The organism is Anaeromyxobacter oryzae, from assembly GCF_023169945.1.
Classification (GTDB): Bacteria; Myxococcota; Myxococcia; order Myxococcales; family Anaeromyxobacteraceae; genus Anaeromyxobacter; species Anaeromyxobacter oryzae.
Window position 1 is genome coordinate 6,162,747 of sequence record NZ_AP025591.1, and the last position, 20,465, is coordinate 6,183,211.

25 protein-coding genes and 1 tRNA gene are annotated in these 20,465 nt (G+C 73.2%); 20 read left to right on the forward strand and 6 right to left on the reverse strand.

Annotated elements, in window-relative coordinates:
• From AMOR_RS26995 to AMOR_RS27015, 5 genes are all read left to right on the forward strand, one after another.
• Window positions 1-492 (forward strand): HIT family protein, encoded by a 492-nt coding sequence (locus AMOR_RS26995; RefSeq protein WP_248356003.1) that lies wholly within the window; start codon window positions 1-3, stop codon window positions 490-492.
• 16 nt (window positions 493-508) lie between these two features.
• Window positions 509-1,609: a hypothetical protein gene (locus AMOR_RS27000; protein ID WP_248356016.1), complete on the forward strand. Its 1,101-nt coding sequence runs from the start codon at window positions 509-511 to the stop codon at window positions 1,607-1,609.
• A gap of 77 nt (window positions 1,610-1,686) precedes the next feature.
• Window positions 1,687-3,513, forward strand: coding sequence for an arginine--tRNA ligase (locus AMOR_RS27005; protein ID WP_248356018.1), 1,827 nt, complete (start codon window positions 1,687-1,689; stop codon window positions 3,511-3,513).
• Window positions 3,514-3,588: 75 nt separating this feature from the next.
• A complete protein-coding gene (locus AMOR_RS27010) occupies window positions 3,589-4,341 on the forward strand; it encodes an SPOR domain-containing protein (RefSeq protein WP_248356020.1) in 753 nt (250 codons plus the stop codon).
• Between the two features lie 21 nt (window positions 4,342-4,362).
• Entirely contained in the window at window positions 4,363-4,716 is a 354-nt protein-coding gene (locus AMOR_RS27015; protein ID WP_248356027.1) for a cupin domain-containing protein, read from the forward strand.
• A gap of 135 nt (window positions 4,717-4,851) precedes the next feature.
• On the opposite strand, the gene AMOR_RS27020 is transcribed toward AMOR_RS27015, so the two are convergent.
• On the reverse strand, window positions 4,852-5,130 hold the full coding sequence (locus AMOR_RS27020) for a hypothetical protein (RefSeq protein WP_248356029.1): 279 nt from the start codon (window positions 5,128-5,130) through the stop codon (window positions 4,852-4,854).
• Entirely contained in the window at window positions 5,127-6,719 is a 1,593-nt protein-coding gene (locus AMOR_RS27025; RefSeq protein ID WP_248356031.1) for an NAD(P)/FAD-dependent oxidoreductase, read from the reverse strand. Before AMOR_RS27025 ends, AMOR_RS27020 begins: the two co-directional genes overlap by 4 nt.
• A 237-nt stretch (window positions 6,720-6,956) precedes the next feature.
• On the opposite strand from AMOR_RS27025, the gene AMOR_RS27030 reads away from it, so the two are divergent.
• From AMOR_RS27030 to secG, 5 genes are all read left to right on the forward strand, one after another.
• Complete coding sequence (locus tag AMOR_RS27030; protein ID WP_248356033.1) at window positions 6,957-7,175, forward strand: hypothetical protein; 219 nt, start codon at window positions 6,957-6,959, stop codon at window positions 7,173-7,175.
• Window positions 7,176-7,441: 266 nt separating this feature from the next.
• Complete coding sequence (gene gap, locus AMOR_RS27035; protein ID WP_248356046.1) at window positions 7,442-8,443, forward strand: type I glyceraldehyde-3-phosphate dehydrogenase; 1,002 nt, start codon at window positions 7,442-7,444, stop codon at window positions 8,441-8,443.
• Between the two features lie 10 nt (window positions 8,444-8,453).
• Window positions 8,454-9,644: a phosphoglycerate kinase gene (locus AMOR_RS27040; RefSeq protein ID WP_248356048.1), complete on the forward strand. Its 1,191-nt coding sequence runs from the start codon at window positions 8,454-8,456 to the stop codon at window positions 9,642-9,644.
• A 3-nt stretch (window positions 9,645-9,647) separates the two neighbouring features.
• The gene (gene tpiA / locus AMOR_RS27045) at window positions 9,648-10,409 is read left to right on the forward strand and encodes a triose-phosphate isomerase (RefSeq protein WP_248356049.1); all 762 of its coding nucleotides are present in this window, start codon (window positions 9,648-9,650) and stop codon (window positions 10,407-10,409) included.
• Window positions 10,406-10,771 (forward strand): preprotein translocase subunit SecG, encoded by a 366-nt coding sequence (secG, locus tag AMOR_RS27050; RefSeq protein WP_248356055.1) that lies wholly within the window; start codon window positions 10,406-10,408, stop codon window positions 10,769-10,771. The genes tpiA and secG overlap by 4 nt, the downstream gene beginning before the upstream one ends.
• A gap of 129 nt (window positions 10,772-10,900) precedes the next feature.
• Here the strand turns inward: secG and AMOR_RS27055 are convergent.
• The 3 genes from AMOR_RS27055 to AMOR_RS27065 form a co-directional block, all read right to left on the reverse strand.
• Window positions 10,901-10,982, reverse strand: a tRNA-Leu gene (locus AMOR_RS27055).
• Window positions 10,983-11,068: 86 nt separating this feature from the next.
• The gene (fdxA, locus tag AMOR_RS27060; protein WP_248356057.1) at window positions 11,069-11,392 is read right to left on the reverse strand and encodes a ferredoxin FdxA; all 324 of its coding nucleotides are present in this window, start codon (window positions 11,390-11,392) and stop codon (window positions 11,069-11,071) included.
• A 24-nt stretch (window positions 11,393-11,416) separates the two neighbouring features.
• Window positions 11,417-12,733 (reverse strand): inositol-3-phosphate synthase, encoded by a 1,317-nt coding sequence (locus tag AMOR_RS27065; RefSeq protein ID WP_248356058.1) that lies wholly within the window; start codon window positions 12,731-12,733, stop codon window positions 11,417-11,419.
• A 197-nt stretch (window positions 12,734-12,930) separates the two neighbouring features.
• Here AMOR_RS27065 and AMOR_RS27070 point away from each other — a divergent pair, with 197 nt between their 5' ends.
• From AMOR_RS27070 to AMOR_RS27105, 8 genes are all read left to right on the forward strand, one after another.
• The gene (locus tag AMOR_RS27070; RefSeq protein WP_248356060.1) at window positions 12,931-13,308 is read left to right on the forward strand and encodes a hypothetical protein; all 378 of its coding nucleotides are present in this window, start codon (window positions 12,931-12,933) and stop codon (window positions 13,306-13,308) included.
• Window positions 13,309-13,361: 53 nt separating this feature from the next.
• Complete coding sequence (locus AMOR_RS27075; protein WP_248356062.1) at window positions 13,362-14,108, forward strand: HesA/MoeB/ThiF family protein; 747 nt, start codon at window positions 13,362-13,364, stop codon at window positions 14,106-14,108.
• On the forward strand, window positions 14,105-14,371 hold the full coding sequence (locus AMOR_RS27080; protein WP_248356064.1) for a sulfurtransferase TusA family protein: 267 nt from the start codon (window positions 14,105-14,107) through the stop codon (window positions 14,369-14,371). Before AMOR_RS27075 ends, AMOR_RS27080 begins: the two co-directional genes overlap by 4 nt.
• 25 nt (window positions 14,372-14,396) lie before the next feature.
• The gene (locus AMOR_RS27085; RefSeq protein WP_248356066.1) at window positions 14,397-15,089 is read left to right on the forward strand and encodes a ThiF family adenylyltransferase; all 693 of its coding nucleotides are present in this window, start codon (window positions 14,397-14,399) and stop codon (window positions 15,087-15,089) included.
• 295 nt (window positions 15,090-15,384) lie between these two features.
• On the forward strand, window positions 15,385-16,089 hold the full coding sequence (gene cysC / locus AMOR_RS27090; RefSeq protein ID WP_248356067.1) for an adenylyl-sulfate kinase: 705 nt from the start codon (window positions 15,385-15,387) through the stop codon (window positions 16,087-16,089).
• A gap of 49 nt (window positions 16,090-16,138) precedes the next feature.
• Window positions 16,139-16,993, forward strand: coding sequence for an ATP-dependent sacrificial sulfur transferase LarE (gene larE, locus AMOR_RS27095; RefSeq protein WP_248356078.1), 855 nt, complete (start codon window positions 16,139-16,141; stop codon window positions 16,991-16,993).
• Window positions 16,990-17,529: a hypothetical protein gene (locus AMOR_RS27100; RefSeq protein ID WP_248356089.1), complete on the forward strand. Its 540-nt coding sequence runs from the start codon at window positions 16,990-16,992 to the stop codon at window positions 17,527-17,529. Before larE ends, AMOR_RS27100 begins: the two co-directional genes overlap by 4 nt.
• Before the next feature lie 161 nt (window positions 17,530-17,690).
• Window positions 17,691-17,915 carry a ribbon-helix-helix domain-containing protein gene (locus tag AMOR_RS27105; protein ID WP_248356092.1) on the forward strand — a complete coding sequence of 75 codons (225 nt, stop codon included), beginning with the start codon at window positions 17,691-17,693 and terminating at the stop codon, window positions 17,913-17,915.
• A gap of 96 nt (window positions 17,916-18,011) precedes the next feature.
• Here AMOR_RS27105 and truA read toward each other — a convergent pair whose 3' ends face one another.
• Complete coding sequence (gene truA / locus AMOR_RS27110) at window positions 18,012-18,836, reverse strand: tRNA pseudouridine(38-40) synthase TruA (RefSeq protein WP_248356133.1); 825 nt, start codon at window positions 18,834-18,836, stop codon at window positions 18,012-18,014.
• 74 nt (window positions 18,837-18,910) lie between these two features.
• Here truA and AMOR_RS27115 point away from each other — a divergent pair, with 74 nt between their 5' ends.
• Together AMOR_RS27115 and AMOR_RS27120 are read left to right on the forward strand one after the other, a co-directional pair.
• Complete coding sequence (locus tag AMOR_RS27115) at window positions 18,911-19,831, forward strand: AgmX/PglI C-terminal domain-containing protein (RefSeq protein ID WP_248356149.1); 921 nt, start codon at window positions 18,911-18,913, stop codon at window positions 19,829-19,831.
• The gene (locus AMOR_RS27120) at window positions 19,828-20,445 is read left to right on the forward strand and encodes a hypothetical protein (protein WP_248356151.1); all 618 of its coding nucleotides are present in this window, start codon (window positions 19,828-19,830) and stop codon (window positions 20,443-20,445) included. The genes AMOR_RS27115 and AMOR_RS27120 overlap by 4 nt, the downstream gene beginning before the upstream one ends.
• The last annotated feature ends 20 nt before the right edge of the window (window positions 20,446-20,465 follow it).

A 20,465-nucleotide genomic window follows, 5' to 3' on the forward strand; every position in this document is an offset into this window, starting at 1 on the left:
GTGCAGCAGCCGCTCTGGGCCCCGTGGCGCATGGAGTTCATCCGGTCGGAGAAGCCGACGGGGTGCATCTTCTGCGAGTTCCCGGCGGCGCCGCCGTCCGAGGATCGGAAGAACCTCCTCGTGCACCGCGGCGAGCACGCGTTCACCTGCCTCAACAAGTTCCCGTACAACTCGGGGCACGTGATGGTGATCCCGCGCGCGCACGTCTCGGACCTCGGCGCGCTCGGGGCGGCGGAGTGGACGGGGCTGCAGGACGAGCTTCGCCGCGCCGTGGACGTCGTGAAGGCCGTGTACGCACCCGAGGGCCTCAACGTCGGTATGAACCTCGGCAAGGTCGCGGGCGCGGGGATCGCCGATCACCTGCACTGGCACGTCGTGCCACGCTGGGGCGGCGACAACAACTTCATGCCAGTGCTGGCCGACGTGCGCGTCGTCGTGGAGGCGCTCGACGAGGCCTGGCGACGGCTCTCGGCCGGGTTCGCCGGCCGCTGACGCGGGCCCGGGCGCCATGAACGTCTGGGTCGCCGTCGCGCTCGGGTCCTTCGTCGCGGTGGTGGGCATCCTCGTCGCGGATCGGCTGAAGCGCCGCCGCGACGAGGCGCAGGCGTACCTGAAGGGCGTCCGCTCCATCGTGTCCGGCGACCCCGACGCCGCCATCGAGGCGCTGTCCGACGCCGCGCGGCTCGGAACCCCGGAGGCCATCGACACCTACCTCGCCCTCGGCGCGCTGTTCCGCCGCGAGGGCGATCTCGCTCGCGCCGTGCGCCTGCACCGGAACATGCTGATGGGCCGCGCGCTCGACCCGGCGCGCCGCCCCGAGGTGGAGCGTGAGCTCGCGGAGGACTACCGGCGGAGCGGGATGCTCGCCGAGGCCGCGGAGCTGTACGCGCGGCTGGTGCCGGGGGACGTCGCCGCCGCGGAGGGGCTCCGGGACGTCAAGGTGGAGCAGGGAGATCTCGACGGCGCGATCGCGCTGCAGCGGCGCCTCGGGACCGCCGGGGCCGATCCGATCCTCGCGCACCTCCTCGCGGCGCGCGCCCGCGCGGCGCTCCCGGGCGACGCCGCCGCGGCCGTCGCGCTCGCGCGCGAGGCGCTGTCGGCGCACCCGTCCAGCGCGGACGCGTTCATCGCGCTCGCCGAGGCCGAGGGTGCAGCCGGCGCGACGGCGGCCGCGCTGGACGCGATCGGACGGGCGCTCGACGCCGACCCGCGCGCGGCGCCGCTCGCCTGGCCGGGCCTCGCCGCGGTCGCGGACGCCGCCGCGGTCGAGGCCTTCGTCGCGGCCCGGGCGACGGCGCGCCCGCAAGACGCGGGCCTGCACCTGCTGCACGCGCGCGCGCTGCAGCGGACCGACCGGGCGGCGGAGGCGGTGGCCGCCGCTCGGCGCGCCCTCGAGCGCGACGCCTCGGGCGAGGTGACGCTCGCGATGCGGGAGGTGCTCCGCGAGGCCGCGGCGCCCGGCCCCGAGGACCTCGCAGCGCGGCACGACGTCCTCGTGCAGGCGCTGCTTCTCAAGGCGCGCGCTCCCCGTTGCCAGCGGTGCGGCGCGGACGCGCCCTCCCGGGCCTGGCGGTGCCGCCGCTGCGGGGCGTTCGACGCCTACGCCTGACGGCGGCGGCGGCCCCCGCCGCCTCGCCGCCGACCTTGCTTCCCCGGCCCGCGCCCGGTAGATCGACCCCTCCCGATATGGTCCGCGAACGCGTCATCGAGATCTTCCGCCGGGCGCTCTCCGAGGGCGCCGCCCAGGGCCGCTGGCCCGCCGCCGACGCCGGCTTCTCCGTCGAGGCGCCCCGCGATCCGAAGCACGGCGACTTCGCCGTCAATGCCGCCATGGTGCTCGCGAAGGGCGCGGGGAAGCCGCCCCGCGTCCTCGCGCAGGCGATCCTCGAGGCGGTGCGCGCCGCGGACGCGCAGCAGGAGATCGCGGCGCTCGAGATCGCGGGCCCCGGGTTCATCAACGTCCGCCTCGCGCCGGACGTGTGGCTGCGCGCGCTGGAGCGGGCCGTCGCGGCGGGCGCCGACTACGGCCGGACGGCGGTGGGGAAGGGGAAGAAGGTCATCGTCGAGTACGTGTCGGCGAACCCCACCGGTCCCATGCACGTCGGCCACGGCCGGAACGCCGTGACCGGCGACGGCGTGCAGAGCCTGCTGCGCTGGGCCGGGTTCGACGTCACGCGCGAGTACTACGTGAACGACTACGGCGCGCAGGTGCTGACCCTCGCGCGCTCGGTCCACCTCCGCTACCAGGAGCTCCACGGCCGGCAGATCACCTTCCCGCCGAAGGCCTATCCCGGCGAGTACGTGAAGGACATCGCCGCCGCGCTGAAGGCGGAGCTCGGCGATCGGTTCCTCGACGCGCCGGAGCCCGAGTGGCTCGCGCTCTTCCGCGACCGTGCAGTCCAGCACGTCCTCGGGATGATCAAGGGCGATCTCGCGGCGATCAACATCGAGTTCGACCGCTGGTCGTCCGAGAAGGCGCTCTACGAGTCCGGCACCGTCGATCGCTTCCTCCGGTTCCTCGAGGAGAAGGACCTCGTCTACGTCGGGAAGCTCCCGCCGCCGAAGTCGAAGAAGGGCCAGGCCGCGCCGCCTCCGCCTCCGCCGCCGCAGGACGGCGACGCGCACGACGCCGCGGACGACGCGGTGAGCCCGGCGGAGGATCTCACGCTGTTCCGCTCGTCGAGCTACGGCGACGAGGTGGACCGGCCCGTGAAGAAGGCAGACGGCACGCCGACGTACTTCTGCGCGGACATCGCCTACCACTGGGAGAAGCGGCAGCGCGCCGACGTCCTCGTCGACGTCCTCGGCGCCGACCACGGCGGCTACGTGCCGCGCCTCGAGGCCGCCCTCGAGGCGCTCGGCGCGTCCCGCAAGGATCTGCACGTCGTCCTCATCCAGATGGTGAACCTCACGCGCGGCGGCGAGGCCGTGAAGATGGGGAAGCGCGCCGGGAACGTGGTCTGGCTGCGCGAGGTCCTGGACGAGGTGGGCCGGGACGCCGCCCGCTTCATCTTCCTCACCCGCCGCTCCGACGCGCCGCTCGACTTCGACGTCGAGCTCGCGAAGAAGCAGACGCTCGACAACCCCGTCTTCTACGTCCAGTACGGCCACGCCCGGCTGTCGGCGATCTTCGCGAAGGCGCGCGAGGCGGGCCACGCCGTCCCGGACTTCGATCTCGAGGCGCTCCGGACGCTGGGCTCGCCCGAGGAGCAGGACCTCATCCGCCGGATCGCCGCCTTCCCCGACATGCTCGCGGGCGCTGCGCTCGCGTACGAGCCGCACCGGGTGGCGTTCTACCTCCAGGAGACGATCGCCGCGTTCCACTCTTGGTACACCCAGGGGAAGAAGAGCGGAGAGCGCGTCATCGGCCCGGACGGCCGGAAGACCGCCGCGCGGCTCTTCCTCTGCCGCGCGCTGAAGCAGGTGCTCGCGAACGGCCTCGCGGTGCTGGGCGTCTCCGCCCCCGAGCGGATGGAGAGTCCGGAAACTCGCGATATCGAGGCCGAGGTCTAGAATCGGCGCTGCCGCGGTCCGGCCCTCGCGCGGAGCGGGGGCCGGCTCTCCTCGCTCCGTGGCAGCGGGTGTCTCATGCGCGACGGGAACGTCCGGGTCCGGGAGAAGTTCGAGCTGTCCCTCGACGGGAGGCAGATCGCGTCGATCGTGGTCGGCGCGCTCGTGATCCTGTCGGTCGTGTTCGTGCTCGGCTTCAACGTGGGCCGGCAGGTCGCGACCCGTCAGGCCACCGCCGCTCCGGGCGGGGATCTCGCGGCGCTCGACCAGGTCCCGGCGCCCGACGCGCAGGCGAAGATCACGTTCTACGATCAGCTCCCGAAGGGGAGGCCGCCCGCGCCGCCGCCGCCGCAGAAGGCCGCACCCGAGGCGACGCCCGTCGCGGCGCCGCAGGCCGCCGCGCCGGCGCCTGCGGCCGCTCCGTCGGTGGCCGCCGCGGTCGCGGACGCCGCCCCCGCGGGCGGCGAGACCGTGACCGCGGCCGTCGCCGAGCAGCCCCGCCCGGAAGCGGTCGAGCCGCCCGCCGCGAGCGCGCCGGCGGCCAAGCCGGCCGCGGCGGCGCGCGCCGCCGCATCGCCGGGCCGCCCGGCCGGGAGCGGCGGCGGCTACACGGTCCAGCTCGCGGCGGCGCAGAGCCGCGCCGACGCCGATCGCCTCGCGGCGAAGTACCCGCGGCTGTCGCCGCGGGTCGAGGTCGCCGAAGTGCCGGGCAAGGGCCGCGTCTACCGCGTGCGTGCCGGTCGCTTCCCCGATCGCGCGGCCGCGGAGCGTTACCTCAAGAGCGCCGTCCGGGAAACCGGGGCGAAGGGCTACGTCGCCGAGAGCCGGTGACCGCAGATTCGAGGTCGGGACATGAGCGCGTTCGAGAAGCCGAAGCGGGTCGAGAAGCCCTGGGGTCACGAGCTCTGGTGGGCGCACACCGACCGGTACGTCGGGAAGCTCCTGCACGTGAAGGCGGGAAACCAGCTCTCGCTGCAGTACCACGTGAAGAAGGACGAGACGATCCACCTGTGGAGCGGGCAGATGGTGCTCGTGCTCAAGGACGGCGATCGGCTGGTCGACCACCCGATGAAGCCCGGCGACAGCTACCACGTGAGGCCCGGCACGATTCACCGGATGCGCGCGATCACCGACGTGGACGTGCTCGAGGTGTCGACGCCCGAGGTCGAGGACGTCGTCCGCGTGCAGGACGACTACGGCAGGTGAAAATTCCGAAGATCGCCGTCCCACCCGGACCGACCGGCGGGTCGAGGCGCGCCGGCTCCTTCGCACCCCGCGTGCGGGGTGCGAACGCCGGTTCGCGCCGGGGCTGGGTACACCGTTCGTGAGGACGGATCGCGGCTAGCGCGCGAGCAGCAGACCGATCGCCGCGGCGAGCGTCACGAGCGCCGCGACGATGGCTATCATCCGGCCGGGCCGCTCCGACCGGATCTCGCGCACGCCGTCCAGCGCGCGCATGCTGCCGACCCGGACCCAGCGCTCGGACGTCTCCGACCGCACGAGATCGTCGTCGGACAGGAACCCGTGCGCGTACAGGTGGTGCAGGTCTCGCAGCGACGGCACGACGAGCTCGCGCCCGCTCGCATCCTTGACGCGGTACCTCATCACGGCGCGGGTCATGCCGGTCCGAGCTCCGCGCAGATCGCCTCCGCGACGCGCAGGCCGTCCACCGCCGACGAGACGATCCCGCCCGCGTAGCCGGCGCCCTCGCCGGCGGGGTACAGGCCGCGGATCCCGGGCGACTGGTGGTCCTCCCCGCGAACGATGCGGCACGGCGCGCTCGTCCGCGTCTCCACCCCGATGAGGAGCGCCTCGTCCGTCACGAACCCCCTCATGCGGCGCTCGAAGCTCCTCAGCCCGGCGCGGAGGGCGTCGCGCACCGCCGAGGGGTAGAGCGTCGAGAGATCGGCGGGGGTGACCCCGGGCCGGTAGGACGTGCGGCCCGGCGGTGCGCCCGGCACGCCGGCGAGGTACGCCGAGAGGCGCTGCGCGGGCGCGCGGTAGCCGCCGCCACCCAGCACGAACGCGGCGCGCTCCCACTTCCGCTGCCACTCGAGGCCGGCGAGCGGCCCCTCGAAGCCCTCCGCCGCGAAGTCCCCGGGGGAGACGGCCACGACGATCCCGGCGTTCGCGAGCGGCGACGAGCGGTGCGAGTTCGACATCCCGTTCGTGCACTGCATCTCGGGCTCCGTCGGCGTCGGCACCACGACGCCCCCCGGGCACATGCAGAACGAGAACACCCCGCGCGGCTCGCCGGCCACGCGCGGGTTGTCCGCGAGCTTGTAGTCCGCCGGCGGCAGCTTCGGGTGGCGGCGCTCCATCCCGTACTGGATCCGGTCGATGAGCGGCTGCGGGTGCTCCGCCCGGAAGCCGACCGCGAACGGCTTGGCCTCGACGGGCCAGCCGCGCCGGGCGAAGAGCTCGAAGAGCTCGCGCGCGCTGTTCCCGGGCGCGAGGACGAGCCGGTCCGAGTCGATCGTGCGGCCGTCGGCGAGGCGCAGCCCCCGGAACGCGCCGCCCGCGACCTCGAGGTCGACGGCGCGCGCCCCCCAGACGAACTCGCACCCGCCGCGCTCCAGCTCCTCGCGCATCGCGGAGATCGCGCCGGGGAGCAGGTCCGAGCCCACGTGCGGCTTCCCCTCCGCGAGGATCCGCGTCACCCCGCCGAACCGCGCGAACAGCTCCACGACCTTGCGCACCGCGGGGTGGTGGATCCGCGTCCCGAGCTTCCCGTCGGTGTACGCGCCGGCGCCGCCCTCGCCGAAGTTCATGTTCGACTCCGGGTCGAGCGCGCCGGCGCGCATCAGCTCGGCGACGTCGCGCCGTCGCGGGCTCACCGTCTTGCCGCGGTCGACCACGATCGAGGGAACGCCGCGCTCGAGCAGGCCCCACGCGCAGAACAGGCCGGCGGGACCGGCGCCCAGGATCACCGGGACGGCGGCAGGACGGCGCACCGGTCCGGCGGAGGGCTCCGGGGTGGGCGCGGGCGCGACGTCGGCCGGCGTGCCGCGCAGCGTGCCCTCGAGCGAGACCTCGAGGTTCACGAGCCAGCGCGGATGGCCCTTCTTGCGCGCGTCGAGCGAACGGCGGACCACGAGCACGTCGGACAGGCTCGCGGCAGAGACGCCGAGGCGCTCCGCCGCCCGGCGGACGAGCAGCGCATCATCCTCGTCGAGCCAGAGCGGGATGTTCGAGACACGGTAACGCAACCGGCTCCTCGGGACCGCGAAGCGACGTACGCGCGTGCACCGCACGCGAGCAGGGGATGCGAAGGATCCTACGCACCCGGCGAAGGCTCCAAGCAGGGACTCGACGGGGACAACTACATGAAAACATTGGCCCCGTCACCGACAATTCGCCCTTGGCGCGACCCTTGCTGAACGGGGTGGCGTCCCCACCGCACGGACCGGTACGGCCGTAACGGGAGAAACTCAATGGTGCCAGGCATGCTCGACGTCAAGGGAACGAAGATCCTCGCGAAGTCGCTCTTCAAGGAGCTGCGTGGCAACGGTTACTCGACGAACCAGATCCTGAGCCTCTCGACCGAGCTCATCGATCTCGTCACGCAGGATCTCAAGGGCGACCACGAGGGCGAGGTGCAGGACGCGCCGCCGCCCGCCGTCCTCGACGACAAGGCGAAGGAGGGCTGGCGCGCCGCGCTGTAGGACGGCAGGCCGGACCCACCGTCGAACGTACCCGCGGCGCCGGCGCCATGCCGGCGCCGCACGCTTTCGTGCGCTGAACGCGCACGGCACCGCACCGCGCGAGTCCCGCGTGCCGCGATCGAGCCCCGGACGACCGGCGCGGCGGCTCCAAGGGCGGCGCGCGAGAGGGCTCGCGGCGCGTGTGCGATGTCACCTTCATTCCGTTGACACCCCCAGGCTCGGAAAGTAGGTTAGGCCACCTTTTTTCAACCCCTTGGAGGCGGGACATGGCGCGGATCGCAATCAACGGCTTCGGGCGGATCGGGCGGTGCATCGTTCGCGCGGCGCTCGAGCGCGGTGAGAAGGACCTCGAGTTCGTCTCGATCAACGACCTCACCGACACGAAGACGCTCGCCCACCTGCTCAAGTACGACTCCGTGCACGGCGTCCTGAACGCCGAGGTGAAGGCGACGGAGAAGGGCATCGTCGTCAACGGCAAGGAGATCCAGATCACGGCGATCAAGTCGCCGGCCGACCTGCCGCACGCCGCGAACAAGGTGGACCTCGTCCTCGAGTGCACCGGCCTGTTCACCGAGCGGGAGAAGGCGGAGGGCCACCTCAAGGCCGGCGCCCCGCGCGTCGTCATCTCGGCGCCCGCGAAGGGCCCCGACATCACCATCGCCTACGGCATCAACCACCAGCAGCTCGATCCGGCGAAGCACAAGATCATCTCGAACGCGTCCTGCACGACGAACTGCCTCACGCCGGTCGCGAAGGTCCTCCTCGAGAGCTTCGGCATCAAGCGCGGCCTGATGACCACGATCCACAGCTACACGAACGACCAGAACCTCCTCGATCTGCCGCACAAGGACCTGCGCCGCGCCCGCGCCGCCGCGCTCTCCATGATCCCGTCCACGACGGGGGCCGCCAAGGCGGTCGCCGAGGTCATCCCGGCGCTGAAGGGCAAGCTGCACGGCACGGCGGTCCGCGTCCCGACGCCGAACGTCTCCCTCGTCGACCTCACCGTGGAGCTCGAGAAGCCGGCCTCCGCCGAGCAGATCAACGCGGCGTTCAAGGCCGCGGCCGGTGGGCCGCTCAAGGGCGTCCTCGAGTACTCCGAGGCCCCGACCGTCTCGGTGGATTACAACCACAACCCGCACTCGTCGATCTTCGACGCCACGAGCACCTTCGTCATCGACGGCAACTTCGCGAAGGTCTTCGCCTGGTACGACAACGAGTGGGGCTTCTCGAACCGGATGGTCGACGTCGCGAAGCTCGTCACCAAGTAGGCGGCGGGCCATGGCGCTCAAGACCATCGACTCGCTGAACCTCGCGGGGAAGCGCGTCTTCATTCGCGTCGACTTCAACGTCCCGCTCGACGACCAGGGGAAGGTCACCGACGACGCGCGCATCCGCGCGGCGCTGCCGACCATCCAGTTCGCCCTGAAGAACAAGGCGAAGGTGATCCTCGCATCCCACCTCGGCCGGCCGAAGGGCAAGCCCGAGGACCGCAAGAAGCTCACGCTCGAGCCCGCCGCGGAGCGGCTCTCGGAGCTGCTGAAGCAGGACGTGATCCTCGCCGACGACTGCGTGGGCGACGGCGTGAAGAAGCTCGTTCGCGACCTCAAGGACGGTCAGGTCCTCCTCCTCGAGAACCTCCGGTTCCACCCGGAGGAGGAGAAGAACGACGAGGAGTTCGCCAAGGAGCTCGCGAGCATCGCCGACGTGTGGGTGAACGACGCGTTCGGCACGGCGCACCGCGCCCACGCGTCGACCGCGGGGATGGCGAAGTTCGTGAAGGAGAAGGCCGCCGGCTTCCTGATCCAGAAGGAGGTCGAGTACCTCGGCAAGGCGCTCGGGAGCCCGGCCCGGCCGTTCGTCGCGATCGTCGGCGGCGCCAAGGTCTCCGACAAGATCAAGGTGCTCGAGAACCTCATCGCGAAGGCCGACGCCGTGCTCATCGGCGGCGCGATGGCCTACACCTTCCTCGAGGCGCAGGGCGTCCCGGTCGGGAAGAGCCTCGTCGAGAAGGACAAGCTCGAGCTCGCGCGCCAGATCCTGGAGCGCGCGAAGGCCCGCGGCGTCGACCTGCTCCTGCCCACCGACCACGTGTGCGGCGCGGAGCCGAAGGAGACCGCCGAGCGCGTCGTCGTGAACGATCGCGCGATCCCGCCGAACCTCATGGGCCTCGACATCGGACCGAAGACGCTCGATCGGTACCGGCAGCGGATCCTCGACGCGAAGACGGTCTTCTGGAACGGCCCCATGGGCCTGTTCGAGCAGAAGCCCTGGGCGGAGGGGACCTTCGGCGTCGCGCAGGCGATGGCGAAGAGCCCGGCCGTCACCGTCGTCGGCGGCGGCGACAGCGCCGCGGCGGTGGAGGAGGCGGGGCTCGTCGACAAGATGAAGCACGTCTCCACGGGCGGCGGCGCGAGCCTCGAGTTCATCGAGGGGCGGGTCCTGCCCGGCATCCAGGTGCTGGAGGACTAGCCCGTGGCGCGCATCCCGTTCGTCTGCGGCAACTGGAAGATGCACAAGACGGCCGCCGAGGCGGTCGCGCTCGTGAACGAGCTGCGGGACGGCGTCGGCGAGGCGGCGGGCAGGGTGCAGGTCGCCGTCGCACCGCCGTTCACCGCGCTCCACGCGGTCAAGCAGGCGATCGGCGGCACGCGCATCGAGCTCGCCGCCCAGGACGTGCACTGGGAAGCGCAGGGCGCCTTCACGGGCGAGATCTCCGCCGCGATGCTCGCCGACGCCGGCTGCACCCACGGCATCGTGGGTCACAGCGAGCGCCGGCAGCTCTTCGGCGAGACCGACGAGACGGTCCGGAAGAAGGTCGGCGCGCTCCTCGGCGCCGGCATCCGGCCCATCGTCTGCGTCGGCGAGACGCTCGGTGAGCGGGAAGCCAACCGAACGCTCGAGGTCGTCGAGCGCCAGGTGCGCGGCGGCCTCGCCGGGCTGTCGGCGGAGGTGCTCGCGGGGATCACCGTGGCCTACGAGCCGGTGTGGGCGATCGGCACCGGCAAGACCGCCACCTCCGCGCAGGCGCAGGAGGTCCACGCGGCCATCCGGAAGCTCCTCCGCGAGCTCGGGGGTTCCGTCGCGGACCAGATTCGGATTCAATACGGCGGCTCGGTGAAGCCCGAGAACGCCCGGGAGCTCATGTCCCAGCCCGACGTCGACGGCGCGCTCGTCGGCGGGGCCAGCCTCAAGGCGAAGGACTTCATCGCCATCGTGAAAGGTGCACTCCGTTGATCACCCTCGTCACCATCCTCCACGTCGTCGTCTGCGTCTTCCTCATCCTCGTGATCCTGCTCCAGGCCGGTAAGGGCGGCGGCATGGCCGGGCTCGGCGGAGGCGCGTCGCAGACCGTCTTCGGCGGCCGCGGCTCCCAGACGTTCCTCGGGAAGGTGACCAGCGTCTCGGCGGCGATCTTCATGATCACGTCGCTCACCCTCGCGTACCAGGCGTCCAAGACGAGCTCGGTCGTGGAGCGGCACGGCGGCGGCGCGCCTTTCGCGCCGGCTCCGGCGGGCGGCGCTCCGGCCCCCGCGCCGGCCGGCCAGGCCCCGGCGCCGGCGGCGCCTGCGCAGGGCGGCACCGCGCCGTCGCACTAGCGCGCCTGCGTCCACCGCAGCGTTCGACCGAGGCCCGGGGCGGCGACGCTCCGGGCCTTCGTGTCTTCGGCGGCGAAGGGCGCCGGTCAAAAGAAAAGGGGACCCGGCCGAAGCCGGATCCCCTCGAAGTGCCCAGGGCGAGATTCGAACTCGCACGCCTTACGGCGCCACCCCCTCAAGATGGTGTGTCTACCAGTTCCACCACCTGGGCGAAGCGGACGGGTTTCTAGCAAAGGCCCGTTCCGGGCGCAATAGCGGAAAAGCAGGCGCTCGCCGGAAGCTCGCCGGCGGCGCCGCTCACTTCTCCAGGTACTCGCGCTTCGCCTCCACGTCCTTCCACTGTTCGGCCTCGGGGAGCGGGTCCTTCTTCTCCGTGATGTTCGGCCAGACCTTGCAGAGATCGGCGTTCAGCTGGACGTACTCGTTCCACTTCGCGGGGAGGCTCTCCTCCGGGAAGATGGCCTTGGTCGGGCAGGCGGGCTCGCAGGCGCCGCAGTCGATGCACTCGTCCGGATGGATGACGAGGAAGTTGGGCCCCTCGTAGAAGCAGTCGACGGGGCAGACCTCTACACAATCGGTGTACTTGCACCTGATGCACGGCTCGGCGACGACGTAGGCCATGGCGCCCTCCGCGGGGTTCCTAATCTACTTCTCGTAGTAGTCGAGCCCGAGGTGGGTGATGAGCTCCTCGCCCGCCAGGTGACGGAGCGTGTTCTTGAGCTTCGTGAGCTGGATGAAGAGGTCGTGCTCCGGGTAGAGGCCCTCGGCGACCATCGGGCTCTTGAAGTAGAAGGACATCCACTCCTGGATCCCGCTCATCCCGGCGCGCTGCGCGAGATCGAGGAACAGCGCGATGTCCAGGGCGACCGGCGCCGCGAGGATCGAGTCCCGGCAGAGGAAGTTCACCTTGATCTGCATCGGGTAGCCGAGCCACCCCACGATGTCGATGGCGTCCCAGCCCTCCTTGTTGTCCCCGCGCGGCCGGTAGTAGTGGATCTGCACCTTGTGGTCGAACTTGCCGTAGAGGTCCGGGTAGAGGTCGGGCTGCAGGATGTGCTCGAGCGCGGAGAGCTTCGAGACCTCCTTCGTCTTGAAGCTCCCCGGGTCGTCGAGCACCTCGCCGTCGCGGTTCCCGAGGATGTTGGTCGAGAACCAGCCCGCGAGCCCGAGCATCCGCGCCTTCAGCATCGGCGCGAGCACCGTCTTCATGAGCGTCTGCCCGGTCTTGAAGTCCTTCCCGGCGATCGCGACGCCCTGCTTCTTCGCGAGCTGCTGCAGCGCCGGGACGTCGACCGTGAGGTTCGGCGCGCCGTTCGCGAACGGGACGCCCTCCTTGAGCGCCGCCCAGGCGTAGATCATGGAGGGCGTGACGGCGGGATCGTTCGCCGCCATCGCCTTCTCGAGCCGGGCCAGCTCCCCGTGAACCGCGGACCGCTCGAGGAAGGTCTCGGTGGAGGCGCACCAGACCATGACGGCGCGGTCGCACTCCTGATCGCGCAGGAACCGGCGGATGTCCTCCCGGAGCTGCTCGCCGAGGTCGAGCTTGGTCCGGCCCTTCTTCACGTTCGGCCCGTCGAGGCGCTTCACGTACTCGGGCGAGAAGACCGCCGGCATCGGCCGGATGGCCGAGAGCGGGGTCCGGAGCTGCTCGAGCAGGTCGTGCTCGAGGACGTGCGCGTGGCACGCCGACTCGTACGCGTCGTCCGGGAAGACGTCCCAGGCGCCGAACCGCACGTCGTCGAGCGCGGCCAGCGGCACGAGCTCGCGGATGAGCGGCGCCCGCCGATCGGTGCGCTTCCCGAGCCGCACCGTGCCCATCTGCGTCAGCGAGCCGATCGGCTTCGCGAGCCCGCGACGCACCGCCTCCACGCCCGCGATGAGCGTGGTGGCGACGGCACCGAGGCCGGGCACCAGGACGGCCAGCCGGCCCCGGGCCGGCGCGATCGACGGTGGCTTTCGCACGTGAAGATCTCCCCGGGCGCTCGGGCCCGTCACCAAAGGTTTCGAACCTGCCACCTTGCGGCAAGGACCGTCGCGAGCCTTTTCGGGCGCGGCGACCGGCGGCAGGGACGCGCCGTGCCCGCCACGCCCGCGGCGGGTACAATGGGCGCGATGCCGCACGGATATCCGAGGGCGGCCGGGGACGACGGAGCCCGCCCGTGACGCCCGGTCCGCTGGTCATCTTCCTGCAGCGAGGCGGCTGGGAGGAGCGCTACCAGGCCGTCACGCTGGGCGTCACCGCGGCCGCGTTCGGCGAGCCGGTCACGCTCGCGCTCTTCTTCGAGCCGCTCCGGCTCTGGGTGGCGGGGCGGTTCGACGAGGGCGCGCCGGAATCGGCGGCCGCGGCGCGGGTCGCCTCGCTCCGCGAGACGCTCGACGAGGCGCGCCGCGAGCTCGGCCTCCGGGTCGTCGCGTGCGACACGGCGATCCGGCTCGCCGGGTTCGAGCCCGAGGCCATCCAGGGCGCGCTCGACGCCGTCGAGACGCTCCCCGCGCTCTGGCGCGCCGCGCGCGACGGGCGCGGCCTGACGCTCTGAGCGCCGCGGGGGCGCGCTTGCCCGCGCCCGGCCCGCGGGATATAGGGCCTCCCGTGTCCCTGTCCGACAAGAGCGTCCTCGTGATCGGGGCGGGCGGCCTCGGCGGCCCCGCGCTCCTCACGCTCGCCGCGGCGGGCGTGGGGCGCCTCGTCCTCGTCGAGGACGACGCGGTCGACACCTCGAACCTGAACCGGCAGCCCCTCTTCAAGGAGGCCGACGTCGGCGAGCGGAAGGCCCGCGTGGCGGCGGCCCGGCTCCGGGCGCTGTTCCCGTCCGTCGCCGTCGAGCCCCGCGACGAGCGGTTCGACGCCGGCAACGCCGTCGAGCTCGTCCGCGCCGCCCACCTCGTCCTGGACGGCTCGGACAACTTCGCGACGAAGTTCCTCGCCAACGACGCGGCCCTCCGCGCGCGCCGGCCGCTCGTGCACGGCGGCGTCCTCCGCACGACGGCGCAGATCCTCTCCGTCGCGCCCGCGGGCCTCGGCGGGTGTCTCCGGTGCCTGTTCGAGGCGCCGCCGCCGGCCGGGTCGGTGCCGTCGTGCGCGGACGCGGGCATCCTCGGACCCGTGGCGGCGTTCGCCGGCGCGCTGATGGCGGCGGAGGCGCTCCGCCTGCTCGCGGGCGAGCGCGGCGCGTACGAGGGCCGGCTGTTCACCTACGAGGCGCGCGGGGCGCGCGGGCGGCTCGTGCTCGTCCGCAAGCGCCAGGGGTGTCCCGCGTGCGCCGGGACGCAGCCGCTCGGGGAGACCGCGGCGGTCGCGTGCGAGGTCACCTCCAGCCGGCCGCAGGGGGCCGCGTGACCGTCCCCGCCGTGCGGCTCGACGTCCGGGCGTACGCGTGTCCGCTGACATGGGTGAAGACGCGGATCGCCCTCGAGCGCCTCCCCGCTGGAGCCCGGCTCGAGATCTGGCTCCGGGAGGGCGAGCCGCTGGACAGCGTCCCCCGGAGCGCGGAGGAGGACGGGCACCGCGTCGTCGCGGTCGAGCCGCTGACCGCGGAGCCGCCGGGGTCCTACCGGGTCGTCGTCGAGAAGGGGGCGGCCCCCGCCGCCGCCTTGCCGTGAGGTGCTCCATGCGAGGAGGTCATCCGTGCCGCTGAGCGACGACCGCGTGGCGCGGTGGTCGCGCCAGCTCATCGTGCCGGGCTTCGGCGAGGGCGCGCAGGAACGGCTCCTGTCGGCGCGCGTCCGGGTGGTGGGCGTGGATGCGGTCGCTTCGGCGGCGCTCGTCGCGCTCGTTCAGGCCGGCGTCGGGCGGATCTGGCTCGACGATCCCGAGTCGGTCGGGCCCGCCGATCTCGCCGGGTGGCTGTTCCCGCCGTCGGCGGTGGGCACGCCGCGGACGGACGCCGCCCGCGCCGCCCTCGCGCCGCTCTCCGCCTTCATCTCGGTGGACGCGTACCCGATGGGCGGCGTCCCCGGCGCCGCGCTCGTCTGCGCTCCGTCCGTGGCCCAGGCGCTCGCCGCCGCCGAGGCGGCCCGCCGCGCGGGCATCCCGCACGTCGTCGTCGAGCCGGACGGCGACAGCGGCGCCGTGATCTCCGTCCCGCCGGGCGCGCCGTGCTACGCGTGTGCGCGGTCCGCCTCCGGCGCCGGCCGTCCACCCCAGGCCGGCGTCGCCGCCCTCGCGGCGCTCGCGGCGCTCGAGCTCGTCCAGCTGATCGCCACGCCGGCCGCCATCCCGGGTCGTCGCATCGACCTCGTACGCGGCGTGGCGACCTCCCGGCCGACCGCCCGGCTGGCGGGCTGCGCCTGCGCCGGCGCCCAGCCGGCAGAGTCCTGACCGGGCACTGCCCCCGCCGGGCTCACGCCTTCGGTCGACGAGCGGACCTCTGGCCGGCGTGGCTGCCGGGCCCGATCGACGCGCCGGCGGGCAGTGCCTCGAGTTGACGGAACGGCAACTGCGACCCCCTGCGGGATTGCGCAATCTCCCGGAATCCGAGCCGAATCGAATTCGCGCAAAAATGGACTCCGATTTTGCAGTCGAGCTCCTCGGGGGTATACTGCCGCGACCGAGCCGCCCGACGGATGTGACGGACCGTCGGACCCGGCCGGAGGGGGCGCGACCGGAGGACTGCATGGAGACGCAGCAGGGCGCGGGATTCGTGATCTGGCTCACCGGCATGAACCGCGCCGGCAAGAGCACGCTCGCCGAGCACCTGGCGGAGCGGCTCGCCGCGGCGGGGCGGCCGGTCGAGCTGCTCGACGAGGACGGCGACGCGGCCCTCCTCCTCGAGGGGCTCGGCTCGTCCAAGGACGACCGTGGCCGGGCGGTTGCGCGGCTCGGGTTCGTCGCGAAGGCGGCGATGCGGTCCGGCGGCGTCGCGGTCTGCGCCGCGCTCTCTCCGTACCGCGACGCGCGCGAGCAGCTGCGGAAGGAGGCGCGCCGGTTCGTCGAGGTCTTCGTCGACTGCTCGATGGAGAAGCTCCAGCAGCGCGATCCCCAGGGCATCTACAAGAGGGCGCTGGCCGGCGAGATCAAGGAGATCCCCGGCGTCGACGTGCCCTACGAGCCGCCCACGCGGCCCGAGGTGACCGTCCACACCGACCAGCTCTCCGTCGACGAGGCGGCGACGCGCGTGTTCCAGGCGCTCGTCGACGGCAAGTACGTCGGCCCCACCGAGTTCGGGAAGCTCACGGGCGGGCTCCGCCCGCGCCGCGGCAAGGCCGGCAAGGCGGCCCGGAACGGCGCCCGCCGCAAGCTCGACGCGAAGGCGGCCGCCCGGAAGGCGCCGCGCAAGGTCGCCGCCCGTCGCCCGAAGCCGACGAAGCCGCGCCGGTAGCGGGCGGCCCTGGCGCCCCGCGCCGGGCGAGAGTAAAAGACCCGGCGTCATGAGCCCCATCCAGCTCGAGGGCCTCCGCAGCGCGTCGGAGGCCAAGCTCGCGCGCATGAAGACGGACATCGCCGCCTGCGGGAGCGCCCTGGTCGCGTTCTCGGCGGGCGTGGACTCGACCTTCGTCCTCGCGGTGGCTCGCGAGGTGCTCGGGGCGGGCGCGATCGCGCTCACCGCGCACTCGCCGTCGGTGCCGCAGGCGGAGCGCGAGGAGGCGCGCGCGCTCGCGGCCCGGCTCGGGGTGCGGCACGTGGAGGTCACGAGCCGCGAGCAGGAGGACCCCAGATACGTCGCGAACGGCAGCGACCGCTGCTACTTCTGCAAGTCCGAGCTGTACCGCCTCTGCGACGAGACCGCGCGCGCGCAGGGGATCGCCGCGATCCTCGACGGCTTCAACGCGGACGACCGCAAGGACCACCGCCCTGGCCATCAGGCCGCGGTCGAGCGGCGGATCCGCTCCCCGCTCGCCGAGGCCGGGCTCTCGAAGGACGAGGTCCGCGCCTGGAGCGCGGCGTACGGCCTGCCCACCTGGGACAAGCCGCAGATGGCGTGCCTCGCGTCGCGCATCCCGTACGGCACGGCCGTGACGCCGGAGCGGCTCGGCCAGGTCGAGCGCGCCGAGGCCGCGCTCCGCGCGCTGGGCCTCCGGGACTTCCGCGTCCGCCACCACGGGGACATCGGGCGGATCGAGGTCGGCGAGGGGGAGCTCGACGCCGCCTTCGCCCGGCGCGCCGAGCTCGCCGCGGCGGTGAAGGGGGCGGGCTTCAAGCTCGCGGTGCTCGACCTCGAGCCGTTCCGGTCCGGGCGGATGAACGCCCTCGCCGGGATCGCGCTCCCGGTGGTGCACGGGTGACGACGGGCCGGCTCGCGGTCATCGCGGCGCTGTGCGCCGCGTGCCTCCCGGCCGGTCCCGCGTCCGCGCTCGAGCCCCGCTTCGACCACCGCGACGAGCACGGCCCGTTCCTCGAGACGCTCGTCGCCTACGACACCGTGGCGATCTCGGGCCGGCCCACGGCGTCCTCCTGGCGGCCGGCGCTCCGGCTCGCGTACGGGTTCGACGTGGCGGGGGAGGGGAACGAGCTCATCCTCGGCGTGCAGGGCGCGCTCCGGTCCTGGGACGATCCCGCCCGCGAGCACGTGAACCTCGCGCTCGACGTGCGGTACCGCGCGTACTTCGGGACCGAGGAGCTGAAGACGTTCTTCGACGCCGGGGTGTGGGTCCCGGTCCGTTCGCGCCTCGCCGCAGGCCCGATGATCGGCGTCGGGATCGCGTACGACTTCTCGCGCACGTCCGGAGTCTACGCGGCGGGCGGATTCGGCACCGCCTTCGGCGAGGCGCGGATCGCGACGTTCTCCGCGTCCATCGGGGCGCAGCTCCGCTTCGAGTAGCTCCCACCATCGTCGGGCCCTGGTTCGGTTGCGGCACGCGAGGCGTCCCGAGGCCCGCGCACGACCCTGTCAAGAAAACCGCCCGAAAGACGATTTCTTGCTGGCCGGGTATCGAGTGGTAGCGTGTAGGTGGAAGTCATCACATGTCGCAAGGAGCGCACATGCACCCCGCCGATATCGCCACCGATGCCGCCACCGCGCTGAATCCCGCCGACGTCTCGAACCGGCTCGAGCCGATGCTGGTTCGGCTCCCGCGGCCGCTCGCCGCCGAGCTCCGCAACCTGGCCCGCCGCACCCGCGTGCGGCAGTCCGACTACCTGCGCGAGGCGGTCGCCGACCTGCTCGCGAAGTACGGCCACCGTCCGTCGGACCGGAGCACGATGTGATCGGCGCCGTCCGCTCCGCCGGCGCGGCCCCCGCTCATCCTCTGCCTCCGCCGCGCTCCCGTCCGCTCGCGCGCGTCCGGCTGGTCCGGAGGCCGTTCATTCGCCGGCCGGGCGGCTTCCTGATCCCGGTGGATCTGCCGGACGCTCCAGGAGCCCGGGTGGATAGCGCACCGCTGCGAGCGTGAGCCCCCACCCGGGCGCGCGCACGCCGCGGTAGCGTCCGCGGGCCGCGAGGAGATCGCGGATCACCGTGGGCGGCGCGCGCCCGACGCCGGCGGTCACGGCGGAGCCGACGAGGTTCCGCACCATCGCCCGCAGGAAGCCCTTCCCCTCGAGCACGATGGCGTGGAGCGGCGCCCAGTCCGCCGAGATCACCTCGGCGGAGAGGAGCGTGCGCACCGTCCCGCGCTGCTCGCCGGGTCGCGCGAAGCCCGCGAAGTCGTGCTCGCCGACGGCGTGCGCGAGCGAGGACCGCAGCGTCGCCGGGTCGAGGTCGACGTCCGTGAGGTCCGGGAACGCACGCGCGTCCGGGAGCCGCCACGCGTACGGAAGGAGCGGCTCCGGCGGCGGCGCGCCGACGAGGTAGACGTAGGTGCGGGTGAGGGCGTTCGCGCGCGCGTGGAAGGTGTGCGGGACGCGCCACGCGTCGAGCACGAGGATCCCCTGTGGCAGCGCGGCGTTGAGCGCGCGACGCAGCGCGTCTGGGTCGAGCGCCACACGGGCCGCGAAGCCGACCACCTGCGCCACGGCATGAACCCCGGCGTCGGTCCGGGCCGCGACCTGGAGCGTGGTCGACACGCCGATCCCCTCGAGAGCGTCCTCGAGCGCCTCCTGGACGGTCGGCAGCCCGGGCTGGCGCTGGAACCCGCGGAAGTGGCCGCCGTCGTAGAGCAGCCGGAGAGCGTAGAACCGCCTTTCCACGCGTGCTATTTTCGCCGCACCTGCCCCTCGGCGCGAGCCGATCCGCCTCCCCCCTCCAAACCGACCCCACGCGCATGGCGCCTCCGACGACGCCCCACATCGACGACCCCGCCCTCGAGGGCGGCGACTGGCTCTTCCGCCGCGCCGGCGAGGTGTTCGGCCCGGTCGATTCCCGCACGCTGGCCGCGATGCTCTACCGCGGCGACATCGACGCGACGACCCCCGTCTCGCCGGGGGATGGCACGTGGCGGCCGGTCGGCGAGGTCTCCGCGTTCGTCGTGCACTCCAAGAAGGCGGAGGCGGCGCTCCGGGTGGAGCGCGAGGTCACCGGCGCGCGCCTCCTGCAGGCGAGGAAGCACCGGCGCCACGCCGCGCTCGTCGCCGCCGCCGCGATGCTGCTCGTCGCCGGCGGCGTCGGGGGCGGATTCCTGCTCTGGAAGCTTCGCGCGGGCGGCTCCCGCAGCGAGCTCCTCGAGGACTTCGGCGCCGGCATCTCGCTCGCGTCGGCGGTGAAGGTGGGCGTCGGCTCGGGGGCGCGGCAGACCGGCGACGACTACGTCGAGGTCGCGCTGGACGCCGACGCGCGCGCGGCGACGCCGCCGGGCGCGCCCGACGCCGCCCGGGAGCGGTCGCGCTCCGCGCAGTCGCCGGCCGTCGCGAGCCGGCGGCCCGCGAGCGGGGCCGTCGAGGGCGGCGAGCTGGTCGCGGCCCAGTTCGACGTCGCGAAGATCCAGCAGGTCGTCGCGCGCGAGCAGCGGACGCTCGCCCCGTGCTTCCGCGCGGAGGCCGATCGCTCCCCGGAGTTCCGCGGCGACGTGCCGCTCGAGTTCGCGATCGGCAACGACGGCCGGGTCGCAGCCCTGTGGATCGACGAGCCGCGCTTCAGGGACGGGCCGCTCCGCGACTGCATCCTCGCCCAGCTCCGGGCCTGGAGCTTCCCCTCGTTCCCGGGCCAGCGCCCGACCGTCCAGCTCGCCTTCCGGATCGGCCGATGACCGCCACCGCCGAGAAGCTCGCCGCCCGCGCCGAGGACCTGCCCGAGGGGTCTTTCCGGCGGAAGGTGCTCGAGGGCACCCAGCGATTCAAGTCCGCGTGGGTGGAGCTCGGACGCCTCCTCGCAGAGGTGAAGCGCAAGGAGCTGTGGCGGGAGTGGGGGTACCCGAGCTTCGAGCGGTACTGCTCCAAGGAGCTCTTCATCCGGAGCGCGACCGCGGACAAGCTGACCGCGAGCTTCGCGTTCCTGGAGCGGCACGAGCCCAGACTCGTCCACGCGCCCGACGCGGAGGCGAAGGCTCCGCCGTTCGAGGTGATCGAGGTGCTGTCGCGCGCGGAGGCGGCCGGCCGCCTGTCCGACTCCGGCTGGCGCGAGCTGCGCGACGAGGTCCTCGAGCGGCCGCCCACGCCCGCGGCGATGAACCGCAAGCTCGCGGAAAAGTTCGGGCCGCCGCCGGCGCCACCCGCGCCGCAGAAGGGCGAGCGGCTCGCGCGGCTCGCCGGGGCGGCGCGCCGGCTCGCGGATGCGTGCGAGGAGGAGGGCGCCGTCCCGCGGGGCATGGCGCAGCGCGCCGCGGATCTCGCGAGGGACCTCGAGGCGCTCCTGGAGAAGTGAATCGGCGCCTCGAGGGGTTT

Coding starts and splice junctions, on each gene's coding strand:
- fdxA (WP_248356057.1), bottom strand. CDS start 11,392: ATGGCCTACGTCGTCGCCGAGCCGTGCATCAGGTGCAAGTACACCGAT.
- AMOR_RS27020 (WP_248356029.1), bottom strand. CDS start 5,130: ATGACCCGCGCCGTGATGAGGTACCGCGTCAAGGATGCGAGCGGGCGC.
- AMOR_RS27120 (WP_248356151.1), top strand. CDS start 19,828: ATGACCGCCACCGCCGAGAAGCTCGCCGCCCGCGCCGAGGACCTGCCC.
- larE (WP_248356078.1), top strand. CDS start 16,139: ATGAGCCCCATCCAGCTCGAGGGCCTCCGCAGCGCGTCGGAGGCCAAG.
- AMOR_RS27010 (WP_248356020.1), top strand. CDS start 3,589: ATGCGCGACGGGAACGTCCGGGTCCGGGAGAAGTTCGAGCTGTCCCTC.
- AMOR_RS27115 (WP_248356149.1), top strand. CDS start 18,911: ATGGCGCCTCCGACGACGCCCCACATCGACGACCCCGCCCTCGAGGGC.
- AMOR_RS27040 (WP_248356048.1), top strand. CDS start 8,454: ATGGCGCTCAAGACCATCGACTCGCTGAACCTCGCGGGGAAGCGCGTC.
- AMOR_RS27000 (WP_248356016.1), top strand. CDS start 509: ATGAACGTCTGGGTCGCCGTCGCGCTCGGGTCCTTCGTCGCGGTGGTG.
- gap (WP_248356046.1), top strand. CDS start 7,442: ATGGCGCGGATCGCAATCAACGGCTTCGGGCGGATCGGGCGGTGCATC.
- AMOR_RS27015 (WP_248356027.1), top strand. CDS start 4,363: ATGAGCGCGTTCGAGAAGCCGAAGCGGGTCGAGAAGCCCTGGGGTCAC.
- AMOR_RS27005 (WP_248356018.1), top strand. CDS start 1,687: ATGGTCCGCGAACGCGTCATCGAGATCTTCCGCCGGGCGCTCTCCGAG.
- AMOR_RS27105 (WP_248356092.1), top strand. CDS start 17,691: ATGCACCCCGCCGATATCGCCACCGATGCCGCCACCGCGCTGAATCCC.
- AMOR_RS27030 (WP_248356033.1), top strand. CDS start 6,957: ATGCTCGACGTCAAGGGAACGAAGATCCTCGCGAAGTCGCTCTTCAAG.
- cysC (WP_248356067.1), top strand. CDS start 15,385: ATGGAGACGCAGCAGGGCGCGGGATTCGTGATCTGGCTCACCGGCATG.